This is a genomic window from Geopseudomonas sagittaria, assembly GCF_900115715.1.
In the GTDB taxonomy this organism is placed as follows: domain Bacteria; phylum Pseudomonadota; class Gammaproteobacteria; order Pseudomonadales; family Pseudomonadaceae; genus Geopseudomonas; species Geopseudomonas sagittaria.
Genome location: NZ_FOXM01000007.1, coordinates 128,000 through 145,103 on the forward strand (window position 1 = coordinate 128,000; position 17,104 = coordinate 145,103).

At 70.8% G+C, this 17,104-nt stretch carries 10 protein-coding genes and 1 tRNA gene; 7 read left to right on the forward strand and 4 right to left on the reverse strand.

The window, feature by feature from the left end; all coding sequences use genetic code 11:
- Positions 1-43: 43 nt before the first annotated feature.
- The 5 genes from recC (at position 44) to BM297_RS10740 (ending at position 11,150) form a co-directional block, all read left to right on the forward strand.
- On the forward strand, positions 44-3,505 hold the full coding sequence (gene recC / locus BM297_RS10720; protein ID WP_092431156.1) for an exodeoxyribonuclease V subunit gamma: 3,462 nt from the start codon (positions 44-46) through the stop codon (positions 3,503-3,505).
- Positions 3,502-7,206 carry an exodeoxyribonuclease V subunit beta gene (gene recB, locus BM297_RS10725; RefSeq protein WP_092431158.1) on the forward strand — a complete coding sequence of 1,235 codons (3,705 nt, stop codon included), beginning with the start codon at positions 3,502-3,504 and terminating at the stop codon, positions 7,204-7,206. Before recC ends, recB begins: the two co-directional genes overlap by 4 nt.
- Positions 7,203-9,293, forward strand: a complete 2,091-nt coding sequence (gene recD / locus BM297_RS10730; protein ID WP_092431160.1) for an exodeoxyribonuclease V subunit alpha — start codon at positions 7,203-7,205, stop codon at positions 9,291-9,293. Before recB ends, recD begins: the two co-directional genes overlap by 4 nt.
- Positions 9,294-9,453: 160 nt before the next feature.
- Complete coding sequence (locus BM297_RS10735; RefSeq protein WP_092431162.1) at positions 9,454-10,263, forward strand: SIR2 family NAD-dependent protein deacylase; 810 nt, start codon at positions 9,454-9,456, stop codon at positions 10,261-10,263.
- The gene (locus tag BM297_RS10740; RefSeq protein ID WP_092431168.1) at positions 10,260-11,150 is read left to right on the forward strand and encodes a cation efflux transmembrane domain-containing protein; all 891 of its coding nucleotides are present in this window, start codon (positions 10,260-10,262) and stop codon (positions 11,148-11,150) included. Before BM297_RS10735 ends, BM297_RS10740 begins: the two co-directional genes overlap by 4 nt.
- A 2-nt stretch (positions 11,151-11,152) precedes the next feature.
- On the opposite strand, the gene BM297_RS10745 is transcribed toward BM297_RS10740, so the two are convergent.
- From BM297_RS10745 to BM297_RS10755, 3 genes are all read right to left on the reverse strand, one after another.
- Positions 11,153-11,404, reverse strand: coding sequence for a hypothetical protein (locus tag BM297_RS10745; protein WP_092431173.1), 252 nt, complete (start codon positions 11,402-11,404; stop codon positions 11,153-11,155).
- Between the two features lie 148 nt (positions 11,405-11,552).
- Positions 11,553-11,628: transfer RNA gene (locus tag BM297_RS10750), tRNA-Asn, on the reverse strand.
- Between the two features lie 69 nt (positions 11,629-11,697).
- Positions 11,698-12,894 carry an amino acid aminotransferase gene (locus BM297_RS10755; RefSeq protein WP_092431175.1) on the reverse strand — a complete coding sequence of 399 codons (1,197 nt, stop codon included), beginning with the start codon at positions 12,892-12,894 and terminating at the stop codon, positions 11,698-11,700.
- A gap of 224 nt (positions 12,895-13,118) precedes the next feature.
- Between BM297_RS10755 and uvrB the strand changes: the two genes are divergently transcribed.
- Positions 13,119-15,134, forward strand: a complete 2,016-nt coding sequence (gene uvrB, locus BM297_RS10760) for an excinuclease ABC subunit UvrB (protein ID WP_092431177.1) — start codon at positions 13,119-13,121, stop codon at positions 15,132-15,134.
- A gap of 64 nt (positions 15,135-15,198) precedes the next feature.
- Here uvrB and BM297_RS10765 read toward each other — a convergent pair whose 3' ends face one another.
- Complete coding sequence (locus BM297_RS10765) at positions 15,199-16,374, reverse strand: benzoate/H(+) symporter BenE family transporter (RefSeq protein ID WP_092431178.1); 1,176 nt, start codon at positions 16,372-16,374, stop codon at positions 15,199-15,201.
- Between the two features lie 108 nt (positions 16,375-16,482).
- Between BM297_RS10765 and BM297_RS10770 the strand changes: the two genes are divergently transcribed.
- Entirely contained in the window at positions 16,483-17,079 is a 597-nt protein-coding gene (locus BM297_RS10770; protein WP_092431180.1) for a helix-turn-helix domain-containing protein, read from the forward strand.
- Positions 17,080-17,104: the final 25 nt, after the last annotated feature.

The following is a 17,104-nucleotide window of genomic DNA, read 5'->3' on the forward strand; positions in this document are numbered from 1 at the left end:
CCAGCTGGCACAATGCGCGCTCTGTCGGTGAATGGAGCGTGACATGCAGGACAACGAGCTGACGCCTGGATTCATGGTGGTGCACGGCAACCGCCTGGAGGAGCTGCGCGAGCTGGCGGTGGCGTGGATGCACAGCCATCCGCTGGCGCCGCTGGAGAACGAGCTGGTGCTGGTGCAGAGCAACGGCATCGCCCAGTGGCTGAAGCTGGCGCTGGCCGGACAGGACAGCTGCGGCATCGCTGCGGCGATCCAGGTCGAGCTGCCGGCGCGCTTCCTCTGGCAGACCTACCGTGCGGTGCTCGGCAGCGACAGCATTCCCCTCGAATCGCCGCTGGACAAGGCGCCGCTGACCTGGCGGCTGATGCGTCTGCTGCCGAATCTGCTGGTCGGCGAGGCGTTCGCGCCGCTGCGCCGTTTCCTCGAAGGCGACGCCGACTTGCGCAAGCGCCACCAGCTGGCCGAGCGCCTCGCCGACCTGTTCGACCAGTACCAGGTTTACCGCGCCGACTGGCTGGCCGACTGGGCCGCCGGGCTGGACCAGCTGCGCAACGCGCGCGGCGCGGTGCAGCCGCTGGACGCCGCGGAGCTCTGGCAGCCGGCGCTGTGGCGCGCGCTGCTCGAGGACGTCGGCCGTGAGCAGCTGGCCGAGAGCCGTGCCGGCGTGCATCCGCGCTTCGTCGAGCACCTGCGCGGCGTGGAGGAAAAGCCCCATGGCCTGCCGCGGCGGGTGATCGTCTTCGGCATCTCCTCGCTGCCGGCGCAGACCCTCGAGGCGCTGGCCGCCCTGGCGCGCTTCAGCCAGGTGCTGCTTTGCGTGCACAACCCCTGCCAGCACCACTGGGGCGACATCGTCGCCGACAAGGACCTGCTGCGCCACGAATACCGCCGCCAGCAGCGCAAGCACGGCCTGCCGGCCGGCATCCACGACGACGAGCTGCACCAGCACGCCCATCCGCTGCTGGCCGCCTGGGGCAAGCAGGGCCGCGACTACATCAACCTGCTCGACATGCACGACGACCCCGCCGTGTACCGCGAGCGCTTCGCCGCCTTCGGCCAGCGCATCGACCTGTTCGATGCGGGCGACACCACGCACCTGCTCGGCCAGCTGCAGGACGACATCCTCGACCTGCGCCCGCTGGCGGAAACCCGCGAGCAGTGGCCGCCGCTCGATCCGGGCGCCGACCAGTCGCTGCGCTTCCACATCGCCCACAGCGCCCAGCGCGAGGTGGAGATCCTCCACGATCAACTGCTGGCGCGCTTTTCCGCCGACCCGAGCCTGCGCCCGCGCGACGTGATCGTCATGGTGCCGGACGTCAACGCCTACGCCCCGCATATCCAGGCGGTGTTCGGCCAGTACGGCCAGGACGACGCCCGCTGGATTCCCTTCACCCTGGCCGACCAGGGCCAGCGCGGCTGCGAGCCGCTGCTGATCGCCGTCGAACACCTGCTGAAGCTGCCGGAAGGCCGCCTGACCGTCAGCGAGGTGCTCGACCTGCTCGACGTGCCGGCGCTGCGCGCGCGCTTCCGGATCGACGAGAGCGAGCTGCCGACCCTGCACCGCTGGATCGAGGGCGCCGGCATCCGCTGGGGTCTGGACGCCGAGCGCCGCGCCGCGCTCGGCCTGCCGGACGGCCTGGAGCAGAACACCTGGCGCTTCGGCCTGCGCCGCATGCTGCTCGGCTACGCGGTGGGCAGCGGCGCGGCCTGCGCCGGCATCGAGCCCTACGACGAGATCGGCGGCCTGGACGCCGCGCTGATCGGCCCGCTGGTGCAGCTGCTGGATGCGCTGGACGTCCTGCATCGGCGCCTGGCGCAGCCGGCGACGCCGGCCGCGTGGGGCGCGACCCTGCACGCCCTGCTCGGCGACTTCTTCGTGGCGCAGAACGAGCGCGACGAAACCCTGCTCGGTCAGCTGGTCGAGGCGCTGGAGGACTGGCTGGAGCTGTGCGCCGGCGTCGCGCTCGTCGAGCCGCTGCCGCTCACCGTGGTCCGCGAGGCCTGGCTCGGCACCCTGGATCAGGGTCGCCTCAGCCAGCGCTTCCTCGCCGGCGCGGTGAACTTCTGCACCCTGATGCCGATGCGCGCCATCCCGTTCCGCGTGGTCTGCCTGCTCGGCATGAACGACGGCGACTACCCGCGCAGCACCACGCCGCTGGACTTCGACCTGATGGCCGGCGACTACCGCCCCGGCGACCGCTCGCGCCGCGAGGACGACCGCTACCTGCTGCTCGAAGCGCTGCTCGCCGCGCGCGAACAGCTGTACGTCAGCTGGGTGGGGCGCAGCATCCGCGACAACAGCGAGCGCCCGCCGTCGGTGCTGCTCGGCCAGCTGCGCGACCATGTCGCCAGCGGCTGGCGGCTGGCCAGCGGCGGCGACCTGCTCGCGACGCTGACCACCGAACATCCGCTGCAGCCGTTCAGCCGCCGCTACTTCGCCGGCGAGGCTGGGCTGTTCAGCTACGCCCGCGAGTGGGCGGCGCTGCACCGGCAGACGCCGGCCAGGGCGGCAGTGGTGGCCTTGCCGCCCTTCCAGGCGGACGCCGAGCTGACCCCGGAGAGCCTGCAGAGTTTTCTGCGCGACCCGGTCAAGCACTTCTTCACCCAGCGCCTCAAGGTCCACCTCGACGAGGACGTCCAGGCCCAGCTCGACGAGGAGCCCTTCGGCCTCGACGGCCTGCAGCGCTTCCAGCTGCAGCACGAGCTGCTGGCCGCCGGCAGTCGCGCTCTCGACGTCGATCCGGCGCAGGTCGAGCCGGCCCTGCAGGCCGCCGCGCTGCGTCTGCAACGCAGTGGCCGCCTGCCGCTGGCCGGCTTCGGCGAGCGGCTGCGCGCGCAGGTCGTCGACAAGCTGCCGGCGCAGCTGCAGCGCTACCAGGCGCTCTGCGAACTGTGGCCCGAGCGGCTGGAATCGCCGAAGCCTTTGCAGTTCGCGCATGCCGGCATCGAGCTGCAGGGCTGGCTCGGCGGCCTGCGCAGCCGCGATGGCCAGGCGCTGGCGCGCATCGAGCTGCTGCCCGGCGCGCTGGAGCAGGGCAAGAGCTGGAAGTGGCATCGCCTGCTACGGCCCTGGGTCAGCCATGTGGCGGCCGGCGCCTGCGGTCTGCCGCTGACCACCCTGCTGGTCGGCGAGGACGTCAGCCTGCGCTTCGACCCGCTCGAGCGAGAGGCCGCGCAACGGACCCTGCGCCAGTGGCTGGAAGGCTGGCAGGCCGGGCTGGAGGCGCCGCTGCCGGTGGCGCTGAAGACCGCCGTCGCCTGGCTGAGTTCGGGCGGCGATGGCGCGGAGGACGAAGCGAAGGCCGAGGAGGCCGCGCGCAAGACCTACGAGGGCGACTACAACCATCGCGGCGAAGTGCAGGGCAGCGCCAGCCTGGCGCGCCAGTACCCGGACTTCGCCGCGCTGGTCGCCGACGGCGAGTTCTACGCCTGGAGCCACGACCTCTACCAGTCGCTGCTGGCCAGCGGTATCGAAGTATTGAAGGATCACCAGGAGGACGCCGCATGAGCCAGTCGACCAGCAACGGGCGCCCGCTGGCGCTGCGCTTCCCGCTGCACGGCAGCCGGCTGATCGAGGCCAGCGCCGGCACCGGCAAGACCTTCACCATCTCCGCCCTGTACCTGCGCCTGGTGCTCGGCCACGGCGGCGCGGACGGCTTCGCGCGCGAATTGCTGCCGCCGGAAATCCTCGTGGTGACCTTCACCGACGCCGCCACCCGCGAGCTGCGCGACCGCATCCGTGGGCGGCTGGTGCAGGCGGCCAGGGTGTTCCGCGAGGAGGAGCCGGGTGACGATCTGCTCCGGCAGCTGCGCGACGACTTTGTTCCCGAGCAGTGGCCGGCCTGCGCGCGGCGCCTGGACATCGCCGCGCAGTGGATGGACGAGGCGGCGGTCTCCACCATCCACGGCTGGTGCCAGCGCATGCTGCGCGAGCACGCCTTCGACAGCGGCAGCCTGTTCACCCAGAGCCTGGAAACCGACCACGGCGAGCTGATGGCCGAGGTGGTGCGCGACTACTGGCGCCAGCAGTGCTACCCGCTGAGTGGTGCGGCGCTGCAATGGGTCATCGACAACTGGCAGCACCCGGACCAGTTGCTCAAGCACAAGGTGCGCCCGCTGCTCGGCGAGCCGGGCGCGGCGCCGAGCGAGGCGCTGGGTGCGCTGCTCGAGCAGGCGCTGGCCGAGCAGGCGCGCGGACTGGCCGAGCTGAAGACGCCGTGGGCGGCCTGGGCCGACGAGCTGGAGCTGCTGCTCGACGCCGCGGTGGCCGCCAAACAGGTGGACGGGCGCAAGATCCAGGCGCGCTACTACCAGCCGTGGTTCGCCAAGCTTCGCGAATGGGCGAGCGGCGACGAGGCGGCGCTGGACCTCGGCACTGGCTTCACCCGCCTGACCCCGGACGGCCTGTGCGAGGCCTGGAAGAAGGGCGAGCCGCCATGGCACCCGGCGCTGGAGGCCATGGGCAGTCTGCAGGCCGCCCTCCAGCGGCTGGCCGGTCCCGACGAGCCGGCCCAGCGCCATGCCGCCGCCTGGGTGCGCGAGCGCTTCGAGGCGGAGAAGCGCCGGCGCGCCGAGATGGGCTTCGACGACATGCTCAGCCGCCTGGATGCCGCCCTGCAGGGCGACAACGGCGAGCGCCTGGCCGAGGTGATCCGCCAGCAGTTCCCGGTGGCGCTGATCGACGAGTTCCAGGACACCGACCCGCAGCAGTACCGCATCTTCGACCGCATCTACGACGTGGCGGCCAATCGCGCCGACTGCGGGCTGTTCATGATCGGCGACCCCAAGCAGGCGATCTACGCCTTCCGCGGCGCCGACATCCATACCTACCTGCGCGCGCGGCGCGCCACCGACGGCCGGCACTACGACCTGGACACCAACTTCCGCTCCAGCACGGCGATGGTCGCGGCGGTCAACCGGGTGTTCCAGCTGGCCGAGCAGCGTCCGGCCGGGCGCGGCGCCTTCCTGTTCCGCGAGGGCGCCGACAACCCGTTGCCGTTCCACGCGGTCGAGGCGCAGGGGCGCCGGGAGGTCTGGCAGGTCGAGGGCAGCGCCCAGCCGGCGCTCAATCTCTGGCACCTGGCCAGCGAGGAGCCGCTGGCCGGCGGCAGCTACCGCCAGCAGCTGGCCGAACGCGCGGCCGGCGAGATCGCCCGCCTGCTCGATCTCGGCCAGCAGGGCCGCGCCGGCTTTGCCGGGCCAGAGCAATTCCTGGCGCTGCGCCCCGGCGACATCGCCGTGCTGGTGCGCGACTTCAAGGAAGCCGAGGCGATCCGCAGCCAGCTGGCCGCGCGCGGGGTGCGCAGCGTCTACCTGTCGGACAAGGATTCGGTGTTCGCCAGCCAGGAGGCGCGCGACCTGCTGCTGTGGCTGCGCGCCTGCGCCGAGCCGGACGTCGACCGCCCGCTGCGCGCCGCGCTGGCCAGCCGCACCCTCGGCCTCGCGCTGGCCGAGCTGGAGCAGCTCAACCAGGACGAGCGCATCTGGGAGCGGCGGGTCATGCAGTTCCGCGGCTATCGGCAGCGCTGGCAGCGCCAGGGCGTGCTGCCGATGCTGCGCCAGCTGCTCCACGACTTCCAGCTGCCGCAGACGCTGATGAGCCGCCCCGACGGCGAGCGGGCGCTGACCAACCTGCTGCACCTGGCCGAACTGCTGCAGCAGGCCGCCGCCGAGCTGGACGGCGAGCAGGCGCTGCTGCGCCACCTGGCCGAGCTGCTGGCCGGCGAGATCCAGGCCGCCGAGGAGCAGGTGCTGCGCCTGGAGAGCGACGAGGCGCTGGTGCGGGTGGTGACCATCCACAAGTCCAAGGGCCTCGAGTATCCACTGGTGTTCTTGCCGTTCATCTGCGCCTTCCGCCCGGTGGACGGCGGCAAGCCGGTGCATGTGCACGACGGCGAGCGGCGCCGGCTGGTGCTGGCTGCCGACGCCGACACCCTGCAGCGTGCCGACCGCGAGCGCCTCGGCGAGGAGCTGCGCCTGCTCTACGTGGCGCTGACCCGCGCGCGGCATGCCTGCTGGCTGGGCATCGCCGACCTGAAGATCGGCAACGGCAAGAAGTCGCGCCTGCACGAGTCGGCGCTGGGCTATCTGCTCGGCGGCGGCGCGGCGCTGGAGGCCAGTCCCGCGCTGGCCGAGTGGCTGGCGCCGCTGGCGGTGGCCGGGCAGAGCGCGGTACTGGCCGCGCCCGAGCCGAGCGAGCGGCAGTTCCAGGCGCCGCCGCCCGAGCAGGCCGAGCTGCACTGGCGCACCCCGAAGCGCAAGGCCGCCGAGCATTGGTGGATCGCCTCCTACAGCGCCCTGCGCAGCGGCGAGACGGGCGAGGTGGCGGCGCCGAGCCGCTTCGACGACGCCGCGCCGGACAGCCCGGCGGCGCAGAAGGCGGCCGACGACGAGCGCGAGAGCGTGTTCGTGCCGCTGCGCCCCGGCGATGTGCCGAGCCTGCACCGCTTCCCGCGCGGGCCTAATCCCGGCACCTTCCTCCACGGCCTGCTCGAGCTGGCCGGCCGCGAAGGCTTCGCCGCGCTGGCCGGCCAGCCCGCGCGGCTGCGCGACCAGATCGCCCGGCGCTGCCAGCTGCGCGGCATGACCGAGTGGATCGCAACCCTGGGCGACTGGCTGCTGGAGCTGCTGAGCACGCCACTGGCGCTGGGCGAGGGCGCCAGTGTCGCGCTGGCCGAGCTTGCCAGCTACCAGCCGGAGCTGGAGTTCTGGTTCGAGGCGCGCGACGTCGACGTGCGGCGCATCGACGCCCTGGTGCAGCGCCAGGTGCTGCCCGGCCTTGCGCGTCCGGCGTTGCTCAAGGACACGCTCAACGGCATGTTCAAGGGCTTCATCGACCTGGTGTTCGAGCATGGTGGGCGCTACTACGTGGTCGACTACAAGTCCAACTGGCTGGGCGCCGACGACAGCGCCTACACCGCGGAGGCGATGGAGGCGACCGTCGCCAGCCACCGCTACGACCTGCAGTACGTGCTCTACCTGCTGGCGCTGCACCGCCAGCTCAAGCTGCGCCTGGCGGACTACGACTACGACCGCCACGTCGGCGGCGCGCTCTACCTGTTCCTGCGCGGCAGCCGCGCGGCGGGGCAGGGCATCCACCATGCCCGTCCGCCGCGCGAGCTGATCGAGGCGCTGGATGCGCTGTTCAGGGGCGAACCGTCCCCGGGTGGGCGTTCCCTGGATGAAAACACTGCGGAGGTCGTGGCATGAGCGAACAACTGTCCCTGCTGACGGCGGCTCCGGCGCCGTCGGCCGAACTGCACGACTGCAGCCGCCTGCTGGCGCTGCTGGATGCCTGGGTCGAGCGCGGCTGGCTGCGCGCGCTGGACCGCGCACTGGCCGGCTTCCTGCTCGAACTGGACGAGGCCAGCCCGCCGCTGACCCTGCTGGCCGCCGCGCTGGCCAGCCACCAGCTCGGCCACGGCCATGTCTGCCTCGATCTGGCGGCGACCCTGGCCAACCCGGACTTCGCCCTGTCGCTGCCGCCGGAAGGCGAGGACGCGGCGCGCGCCACCCTGCTGCCCTCCGAGGTGCTGGTCGGCCTGGAACTGGCGGCGTGGCTGGCAGCGCTGCAGGCCAGTCGCCTGGTGGCCGGCGAGGACGGCCAGGGCGAGGCGCCGCTGGTGCTGTGCGGCGGGCGCCTGTACCTGCGCCGCTACTGGAGCTACGAGCGGGCGGTGGCCGCGGCCATCGCCGCGCGCCTTAGCGACCCGTCGGCGGTGCCGGCGCAGCTGACCGAGCGGTTGGCCAAGCTGTTCCCCGAGGCACTGACGGTGGACGGTGCGCGCCAGACCGACTGGCAGAAGGTCGCCTGCGCGCTGGCCGCGCGCGGCAGCTTCAGCCTGATCACCGGCGGCCCCGGCACCGGCAAGACCACCACCGTGGTGCGCCTGCTGGCGCTGCTGCAGGAGCCGGCGCTGGCTGCTGGCCAGCCGTTGCGCATCCGTCTGGCCGCGCCGACCGGCAAGGCCGCCGCGCGGCTGACCGAGTCGATCGGCGCCCAGGTGGCCTCGCTGGACGTGGCCGACGGGGTGAAGCAGGCGATTCCCAGCGAGGTAACCACCCTGCACCGCCTGCTCGGCAGCCTGCCGGACAGCCGCCACTTCCGCCATCACGCCGGCAACCTGCTGCCGCTCGACGTGCTGGTGGTCGACGAGGCGTCGATGATCGACCTGGAAATGATGGCCTGCCTGCTCGGCGCCCTGCCGCGCCATGCCCGGCTGATCCTGCTCGGCGACAAGGACCAGCTGGCCTCGGTGGAGGCCGGCGCGCTGCTCGGCGACCTGTGCCGCGACGCCGAGGGTGGTTTCTACAGCGCCGAGACCCGCGCCTGGCTGGAGCAGGTCAGCGGCGAGGCTCTCGCCGACCCGGCCTTGCGCGCCGGCGAGGCGGGGCGCCAGCCGCTGGCCCAGCAGACGGTGATGCTGCGCCACTCGCGGCGCTTCGGCAGCGGCTCGGGCATCGGCCGTCTGGCCCGCGCGGTGAACGCCGGCGCTGCCGCCGAGGCGCGGGCGATTCTCGCCGCCGGCAGCGCGGACCTGCAGGTGCTGCGCCTGCGCGGCGAGCAGGATGCCGCGCTGGAGCGCCTGCTGCTCGACGGCCTGCCCGCCACGGAAGCCGGCCAGCCGCAGGGCTATGCCCATTACCTGAACGTGCTGCGCTCGGTGCGTCCGGCCGCCGAGTGCTCGCCTGATTCCGAGCAGTGGCAGGACTGGGCCGGCGGTGTGCTCAAGGCCTTCGACGCCTTCCAGCTGCTCTGCGCCGTGCGCAAGGGGCCGTGGGGCGTGGAAGGCCTCAACCCGCGCATCGCCGCCGCCCTGCACCGGCGCGGCTTGCTGGAAGGCGACCAAGGCTGGTACGAAGGTCGCCCGGTGCTGGTGACCCGCAACGACTACAGCCTGGGCCTGATGAACGGCGACATCGGCATCGCCCTGCGCCTGCCCGAGCCGGCCGACGAGCCGGGTCAGCCGCCGCGGCAGGTGCTGCGCGTGGTTTTCCCGCGCAACGATGGCTCGGGCGCTCTGCGCTTCATCCTGCCCAGCCGGCTGAGTGCGGTGGAGACGGTGTTCGCCATGACCGTGCACAAGTCGCAGGGCTCGGAGTTCGCCCACACCGCGCTGATCCTGCCCGACAGCCTCAACCCGGTGCTGACCAAGGAGCTGGTCTATACCGGCATCACCCGTGCGCGGCACTGGTTCAGCCTGATCGAGAGCCACAGCGGGGTGTTCGACGAGGCGGTGCGGCGCAAGGTGGAGCGGCGCAGCGGGTTGCTGGAGGACTTGCAGGGCGAGCGCTGAGGGGACGCTGGCAGCCTTGCCTGATCGCACTGTGGTTGTGGGAGGCCCGACCTCGGGGCGATGCTCTGGCGCTTTGGGCGGGCCTGCGGCCCGCATCGCCGCGAGGTCGCGCCTCCCACAGGGTGAGTTGCGTGCGCATGGTCGGAAGGAGAGGGTATCGATGAGTGACTTGCAGGTAGTAGCCGCCGCCCTGCGCCGCGCCCGGCACGTGGTGGTGTTCACCGGCGCCGGGGTGTCGGCGGAAAGCGGCATCCCGACCTTTCGCGATGCGCTGAGCGGCCTGTGGCAGCGCTTCGATCCGGGCGATCTGGCCACGGCGGAGGCCTTCCGCCGCGATCCGGCACTGGTCTGGGGCTGGTACGAATGGCGCCGCGCCCAGGTGCTCAAGGCCCGGCCCAATCCGGCGCACCAAGCCATCGCCGCTCTAGCCCGGCAGGTACCGAAGCTGACCCTGGTCACCCAGAACGTCGACGACCTGCACGAGCGCGCCGGCAGCTCTGAGGTCATCCACCTGCACGGCAGCCTGCATGCGCCGCGCTGCTTCGCCTGCGCGCGGCCGTTCGCCGGACTCGCGGCCGATCCGCAGGAACCGGCCGCGGGCCGCCGCCTGGAGCCGCCGCGCTGTCCGCACTGCGGCGGCCGGGTGCGTCCCGGTGTGGTGTGGTTCGGCGAGGAGCTGCCGGCGCAGGCGCTGCAGCAGGCCTTCGCCGCCGCCGGCGAGTGCGACCTGCTGCTCTCGGTGGGCACCTCGGGCGTGGTCTATCCGGCGGCGCGGATACCGCAGCTCGCCCTGGAAAGCGGCGCGCTGCTGGTGCATGTCAATCCGCAGGCGGCCGCCGCCGAGGGGGCGCGCGAATACTGGCTGGGCGGTGCGGCAGGGCTGGTGCTGCCACAATTGCTCGCCCAGGCCTTCGCCGGTGACGTGGTGGGGATGGGCGCAACGGCAATCGAGGGAGAGCAAGAGCAATGACGGGATGCAAGAGTGGCTGCGGATGCGCCGCGGCGGACAACACGGAGCGCGTGACTGGCGCGCAGGGCGAGGCCAGTCGGGTCAGCCATTTCGTGATCCCCAAGATGGACTGCGCCGCCGAGGAGCGGATGATCCGCCTGGCCCTCGAGCCCCTGCCGGGCGTGGTGGCGCTGGCCTTCGACCTGCCCGGGCGGCGCTTGCGGGTGTTTCACGACGGTGCCTGCGAGCCGATTGCCGACCGGCTGGTCAGTCTGGGGCTGGGCGCCCGCCTGGAGTCCACCGAGGCGGTGGCTCGCGAGACGGCCGCTCGCCAGCAGCGCAGCGACGCGGAGCAGAGCCGGCAACAGGCCGGCGTGCTCAAGTGGTTGCTGGCGATCAACGCCGTGATGTTCCTGGTCGAACTGGGCAGTGGCCTGCTCGCCCAGTCCACCGGACTGATCGCCGACTCGCTGGACATGTTCGCCGACGCCGCAGTGTACGGTGTGGCACTGTTCGCGGTGGGGCGTGCGCTGGACTGGCAGGTGCGGGCGGCGCATTTTGCCGGCGTGCTGCAGCTGATCCTCGCCCTGGCGGCGCTGGTCGAGGTCGGTCGCCGCTTCGTCTACGGCAGCGAGCCGCAGTCGCTGCCGATGATGGGCGTCGGCCTGCTGGCGCTGGTCGCCAATGTCGCCTGCCTGTGGCTGATTTCCGGGCATCGCGACGGCGGCGCGCACATGCGCGCCAGCTGGATCTTCTCGGCCAACGACGTGCTCGCCAACCTCGGGGTGATCGTCGCCGGTGCGCTGGTGGCCTGGAGCGGCTCGCCGTATCCGGATCTGTTGATCGGCGGCGTGGTCGGCCTGCTGGTGCTCAATGGCGCACGCAGGATTCTGGCGCTGAAGGGGTGAGGCTAGTCCTCCTCGTTCAGGTCGAGGTAGTCGCGCACGAATTCGAGGATCTTCTCGTCGCTGCCGGGCAGGTCGGCGGACACGTAGGGCAGGTCGTGCCAGTCGTCCTCCTGATCATGGCGGCGCCAGCTGACATCGGCGTTGGCGCGGACGGTGTTGTAGCTGACCACGATGTAGCCATCGGTGATCTGTTCCCACTCGTCCTGTGCTTCGCCGGTGTAGCCCTGGGATTTCTTCAGTGTGCGAATGGTCATGGTTCCCCCTCCGGATGACGGCTCGCCGCATGGCGGTCGGTAGCTACAACCATAGGTGAGATTCTCGGCGGCGCAGGCTCGAGGCTCGGAAGGGGACGATTCTCAGGCAATAAAAAAGCCCCGGGCTTTCACCCGAGGCTTTGAAATCTGGCTCCGCGACCTGGACTCGAACCAGGGACCCAATGATTAACAGTCATTTGCTCTACCGACTGAGCTATCGCGGAACAACGATGCGTATGTTACTGATTAGGAAGGAGAAGTCAACCCCTTGGGGCTGACTTCCCGATCCGCTGTCAGAGCACTTCGACGATGGCGCGGGTGACCACCTCGAGGTTCTTGCTGTTCAGCGCGGCAACGCAGATGCGCCCGGTGCCGACGGCGTAGATGCCGAACTCGTTCTTCAGGCGCTCGACCTGCTCGCTGGTCAGGCCCGAGTAGGAGAACATGCCGCGCTGGCGGGCGACGAAGCCGAAGTCGCGCTTGGCGCCGTGGGCGGCCAGTTGCTCGACCATGCCGTTGCGCAGGGCGCGGATGCGCTGGCGCATCTCGCCCAGTTCCTCTTCCCACAGGGCGCGCAGCTCGGGGCTGTTGAGCACCGCGGCGACCACGCTGGCGCCGTGGGTCGGCGGGTTGGAGTAGTTGGTGCGGATCACCCGCTTGACCTGCGACAGCACGCGGCCGGCTTCTTCCTTGGAGGCGGTGACGATCGACAGTGCACCGACGCGCTCGCCGTACAGCGAGAACGACTTGGAGAAGGAGCTGGAGACGAAGAACTGCAGGCCGGAATCGGCGAACAGGCGCACCGCCTCGGCGTCTTCGGCGATGCCGTCGCCGAAGCCCTGGTAGGCGATGTCGAGGAACGGCACGTGGTTGCGCTCGCGCACCACTTCCAGCACCTGCTGCCAGTCGCTGGAGGACAGGTCGACGCCGGTCGGGTTGTGGCAGCAGGCGTGCAGCACGATGATCGAGCGGGCCGGCAGGGCGCGCAGGTCGGCGAGCATGCCGGTCAGGTTGACGCCCTGGCTGGCGGCGTCGTAGTAGCTGTAGTTCTGCACCGGGAAGCCGGCGGACTCGAACAGCGCGCGGTGGTTTTCCCAGCTCGGGTTGCTGATCGCCACCACGGCGTCGGGCAGCAGGCGCTTGAGGAAGTCGGCGCCGGTCTTCAGCGCGCCGGTGCCGCCGAGGGACTGGGTGGTGACCACGCGGCCTTCGGCCAGCAGGGCGGAGTCGGCACCGAACAGCAGCTTCTGCACGGCGCTGTCGTAGGCGGCGATGCCTTCGATCGGCAGATAGCCGCGCGGCGACTGGGCGGCCAGGCGGGCCTTCTCGGCTTCGATCACGGCGCGCAGCAGCGGAATGCGGCCTTCTTCGTTGTAGTAGACGCCCACGCCCAGATTGACCTTGCCCGGACGGGTGTCGGCATTGAAGGCTTCGTTGAGGCCCAGGATGGGGTCGCGGGGAGCCATTTCGACGGCGGAGAACAGACTCATGTGCGGCAGCTCGGAGAATGAGGGTGGGAGGCGATGCAACACCTGCCGTCATTGCGGCTAGGGGGTTGCGCAAACGGGGCGATATTATAGACAGCACCATCCCGGTGCGGCGATACGCAGGTGCGGCGAAAACGGCCATTGGTGCGACATAATGTCGCGCGCGGGGTCGGGCGCCTGCCCGGCGTACTCGTTGGCGCAGGAGTTTGTCTTCTCAGGGTACGCATATGTCCAAGTTTCATCTCGTCACCCGCTTCAAGCCGGCCGGCGACCAGCCACAGGCGATCCGCCAGATGGTCGAGGGCCTCGAGGCGGGGCTGTCGCACCAGACCCTGCTCGGCGTGACCGGCTCGGGCAAGACCTTCAGCGTCGCCAACGTGATCGCCAAGGTGCAGCGGCCGACCCTGGTGCTGGCGCCGAACAAGACCCTGGCGGCGCAGCTGTACGGCGAGTTCAGGAGCTTCTTCCCGGACAACGCGGTGGAGTACTTCGTCTCCTACTACGACTACTACCAGCCGGAAGCCTACGTGCCGTCGTCGGATACCTACATCGAGAAGGACGCCTCGATCAACGACCACATCGAGCAGATGCGCCTGTCGGCGACCAAGGCGCTGCTGGAGCGGCCGGACGTGATCATCGTCGCCACGGTGTCGTCGATCTACGGCCTGGGCGATCCCGAGTCGTACCTGAAGATGGTCCTGCACGTCGACCGCGGCGACAAACTTGACCAGCGCGAGCTGCTGCGCCGGCTGGCCGAGTTGCAGTACACCCGCAACGACATGGACTTCGCGCGCGCCACCTTTCGCGTGCGCGGCGACGTGATCGACATCTATCCGGCCGAATCCGAGCTGGAGGCGATCCGCATCGAGCTGTTCGACGACGAGGTGGAGAGCCTGGCCGCCTTCGACCCGCTGACCGGCGAGGTGATCCGCAAGCTGCCGCGTTTCACCTTCTACCCCAAGAGCCACTACGTCACCCCGCGCGAGACGCTGCTGGAGGCGGTGGAGCAGATCAAGGTCGAACTCAAGCAGCGCCTGGAGTACCTGCGCGCCCACGACAAGCTGGTGGAGGCGCAGCGCCTGGAGCAGCGCACCCGCTTCGACCTGGAGATGATCCTCGAGCTGGGCTACTGCAACGGCATCGAAAACTACTCGCGCTACCTGTCCGGCCGCGAGCCCGGCGCGCCGCCGCCGACCCTCTACGACTACCTGCCGGACGATGCCCTGCTGGTGATCGACGAGTCGCACGTCACCGTGCCGCAGGTCGGCGCCATGTACAAGGGCGACCGCTCGCGCAAGGAAACCCTGGTGGAGTACGGCTTCCGCCTGCCCTCGGCGCTGGACAACCGGCCGATGAAGTTCGAGGAATGGGAGGCGGCCAGTCCGCAGACCATCTTCGTCTCCGCCACCCCCGGCCCCTACGAGGCCGAGCACGCCGGGCGGGTGATCGAGCAACTGGTGCGCCCGACCGGCCTGGTCGACCCGCAGATCGAGGTGCGTCCGGCGACCACCCAGGTCGACGACCTGCTCTCGGAGATCCGCAAGTGCGTGGTCGCCGAGGAGCGCGTGCTGGTCACCACCCTGACCAAGCGCATGGCCGAGGACCTCACCGACTACCTCTCCGACCACGACGTGCGGGTGCGCTACCTGCACTCGGACATCGACACCGTGGAGCGGGTGGAGATCATCCGCGACCTGCGCATCGGCGCCTTCGACGTGCTGGTCGGCATCAACCTGCTGCGCGAAGGCCTGGACATGCCCGAGGTGGCGCTGGTGGCGATCCTCGATGCCGACAAGGAAGGCTTCCTGCGCAGCGAGCGTTCGCTGATCCAGACCATCGGCCGCGCCGCGCGCAACCTCGACGGCCGGGCGATCCTCTACGCCGACCGCATGACCGGCTCGATGCAGCGCGCCATCGACGAGACCGAACGGCGCCGCGCCAAGCAGATTGCCTTCAACGACAAGCACGGCATCGTGCCCAAGGGCGTCAAGAAGGACGTCCAGGACATCCTCGAGGGCGCCAGCGTGCCCGGCTCGCGCAGCCGCAAGCGCGGCGCGGCGGCCAAGGCGGCCGAGGAGAGCGCCCGATACGAGGCCGAGCTGCGCTCGCCGAGCGAGATCACCAAGCGCATCCGCCAGATGGAGGAAAAGATGTACCAGCTGGCCCGCGACCTGGAGTTCGAGGCTGCGGCGCAGCTGCGCGACGAGATCCAGAAGCTGCGCGAGCGGTTGCTGGCGCTGTGAGGGCAGGGCGGCCGGTAACGGGGGATGCCCGTCGGCATCCTTGGCGGGTTACGCCGCTGCGCGGCTAACCCACCCTACGGCTCAGGTTGCCATTCAGCACCGCGCTGGCCAGTCCGCCGGCCACCAGCCCCCAGAACGCCGCGCCGACGCCGAGCAGGCTGAGGCCGGAGGCGGTGACCAGGAAGGTGATCAGCGCCGGCTCGCGCTGGCGCACGTCCTGCAGGGCGCCGGCCAGGCTGTTGCTCAGGGTGACCAGCAGCGCCAGCCCGGCGATGGCGAGGATCAGCGCCTGCGGCAAGGCGGCGAACAGGCTGGTCACGCTGGCGCCGAACAGGCCGATCAGCAGGTAGCAGACCCCGGCGCACACCGCCGCCCAGTAGCGGCGCTGCGGCTCGTGGCCGGCTTCCGGGCCGGCGCAGATCGCCGCGGTGATCGCCGCCAGGTTGATCGCGAAGCCGCCGAACGGGGCGAGCAGCAGGCTGGCCAGGCCGGTCCAGGCGATCAGCGGCGACACCGGCACCTGCTGGTAGCCGGAGGTGCGCAGCACCGCCACGCCGGGCAGGTTCTGCGAGGCCATGGTGACCACGAACAGCGGAATGCCGACGCCGATCAGCGCCTGCCAGGAGAATACCGGGGCGGTGAACTGCGGCGTGGCCAGCGCCAGCTCCACCCGTTGCCCGTGCAGCAGATCGAGCTGCCAGGCCAGGCCGATGCCGAGCAGCAGCACGAGGAGGATCGCGTAGCGCGGCAGCAGGCGCTTGCCCAGCAGGTAGGCGAGGAACAGGCTGCCGACCAGCAGCGCCTGCTGCTCGAAGGCGCCGAACAGCTCGAGGCCGAAGCGCAGCAGCACGCCGGCGAGCATGGCGGCGGCCAGCGCCTGGGGGATGCGCTGCATGAGGCGGGCGAACAGGCCGCTGACGCCGCTGAAGGTGATCAGCGCGGCGCTGAACAGGAAGGCGCCGACCGCCTCGGCCATGCCCAGGCCGCCCAGGCTGCCGGCGAGCAGGGCGGCGCCGGGGGTCGACCAGGCGGTGAGCAGCGGCGCCCGGTAATACAGCGACAGGCCGATGCTGGTCAGCCCGCAGCCCAGGCACAGCGCCCACAGCCAGGAACTGACCTGGGCCGGGCTGGCGCCGGCCGCGGCGGCGGCCTGGAAGATGATCACCGCCGAGCTGGTGAAACCGACCAGCACGGCGATCAGGCCGGCGCTGAGATGGCTGGCTGCCGGGAAGTGGCGCATGGGTATTCCTCGGGCTTGAGTGGTCGAGTACCTTGTGCGTTATTGCGCACGTGGTGGTCACGTTACCCTTGTGCGCTATAGCGCACAAGGGCGGAAAGAGGGCGGGTGATGACGGATATCAGCGGGCGGATTGCCGGGCGGTTGCGCGCCCTGCGCCAGGGTCGAGGCTGGAGCCTGGATCGCGCGGCGCAGGCGACCGGGGTGAGCAAGGCCATGCTCGGCCAGATCGAGCGTGGCGAATCGAGCCCGACGGTGGCGACCCTGTGGAAGATCGCCGCGGGCTTCGAGACCTCGTTTTCCGCGCTGCTGGAGGATGCACCGCAGGGCGAAGGAATGCTGCTGCGCAGCAGTGCCGGCGGCGACTGGCCGACCGACGATGGCAGCATCCAGGTGCGCTCGCTGTTTCCCTACGATCCGGCGCTGGGTATCGAGTTCTTCGTCATCGAGCTGCAGCCCGGAGCCTGTCACCAGTCGGTGCCGCACGCGGCCGGTGTCACCGAGCATGTGATCCCGGTCAGCGGCAGTCTCGAGGTGTGCGTCGACGGGCGCTGGCAGGCGGTCGCCCGCGGCGAGGGCCTGCGTTTCGCCGCCGACCGGCCGCATGCCTATCGCAACGGCGGCAGCGCGCCGGTGCTGTTCCACAACCTGATCCACTACCGGCACAGCCAGGCGGCGCCTTGTGGGCCCGGCAGCGGGGCTTTATAAAGCGCTTTTCCCCGAATGGATGGCG

Excerpts from the sequence above, each read along its gene's own strand:
- recC (WP_092431156.1), top strand. The coding sequence starts at position 44 with ATGCAGGACAACGAGCTGACGCCTGGATTCATGGTGGTGCACGGCAAC.
- recB (WP_092431158.1), top strand. The coding sequence starts at position 3,502 with ATGAGCCAGTCGACCAGCAACGGGCGCCCGCTGGCGCTGCGCTTCCCG.
- recD (WP_092431160.1), top strand. The coding sequence starts at position 7,203 with ATGAGCGAACAACTGTCCCTGCTGACGGCGGCTCCGGCGCCGTCGGCC.
- BM297_RS10735 (WP_092431162.1), top strand. The coding sequence starts at position 9,454 with ATGAGTGACTTGCAGGTAGTAGCCGCCGCCCTGCGCCGCGCCCGGCAC.
- BM297_RS10740 (WP_092431168.1), top strand. The coding sequence starts at position 10,260 with ATGACGGGATGCAAGAGTGGCTGCGGATGCGCCGCGGCGGACAACACG.
- BM297_RS10745 (WP_092431173.1), bottom strand. The coding sequence starts at position 11,404 with ATGACCATTCGCACACTGAAGAAATCCCAGGGCTACACCGGCGAAGCA.
- BM297_RS10755 (WP_092431175.1), bottom strand. The coding sequence starts at position 12,894 with ATGAGTCTGTTCTCCGCCGTCGAAATGGCTCCCCGCGACCCCATCCTG.
- uvrB (WP_092431177.1), top strand. The coding sequence starts at position 13,119 with ATGTCCAAGTTTCATCTCGTCACCCGCTTCAAGCCGGCCGGCGACCAG.
- BM297_RS10765 (WP_092431178.1), bottom strand. The coding sequence starts at position 16,374 with ATGCGCCACTTCCCGGCAGCCAGCCATCTCAGCGCCGGCCTGATCGCC.
- BM297_RS10770 (WP_092431180.1), top strand. The coding sequence starts at position 16,483 with ATGACGGATATCAGCGGGCGGATTGCCGGGCGGTTGCGCGCCCTGCGC.